This window comes from Vibrio sp. 970, from assembly GCF_033339075.1.
Genome location: NZ_JAWOTW010000503.1, coordinates 1 through 614, shown reverse-complemented (window position 1 = coordinate 614; position 614 = coordinate 1). Strand labels below are relative to the sequence as shown.

At 40.4% G+C, this 614-nt stretch carries 1 protein-coding gene; it reads right to left on the bottom strand.

The features are described 5' to 3' along the window. Positions 1–179 precede the first annotated feature (179 nt). Positions 180–614, bottom strand: a 435-nt coding sequence (gene torD, locus R7Q11_RS27550; protein ID WP_225467154.1) for a molecular chaperone TorD, incomplete at its 5' end; no start/stop codon positions are given.

Genomic DNA, 614 nt, shown 5'->3' with positions numbered 1-614 from the left:
AATCGTTTGCGTTCACATTTTAGCCCTATGTGGGCTGGCTGGCAATATTTTCAGCAAGAGTTTTGTGTATTTGAAGTCACATTTTGACTGCTAAATGAACGAACGTCTTTGAGCCAGATTAAAAGCAAGCGAATAAAATAGGGAGCCCGACAGGCAGGCTCCCTAAAAATAGGCGGTGATTATTCACCAAGAAGGTAAGCGCTGTCCAGTTTACAAAATGCAATTAATAGTTGCGCAACGCTTAAGTAGAAGCCAAATTCATCAAATTGCTTACATTTTTCAGCAAATTTTGGCAACCAAGACATGAGTTGATTTTGGATGAAGTCATTTTGTTTAACGAAAGCCTCTTCCATATGTTTTTCTTGCTCTAACTCATTTGAGCGAATGATCATGTTGCCCAAAAAGTCCAATTCGACAGCAAGATGGTCTGCTGGTTCTTTGAGGTTTTCGTCTACCTGAACCCCAAAATCTGCCATCAGTTTTTCCATTTCTTCTGCAGGTTTGTCATTAAGCAAGCCTGATTCACCAATGTACATAGAAGCGTACGGTAGTGCCCCATACTTATCTGTTTTTAAGAACAGCTCGCAAAAATCTGCTGCAAGTTCTAGTTGAGC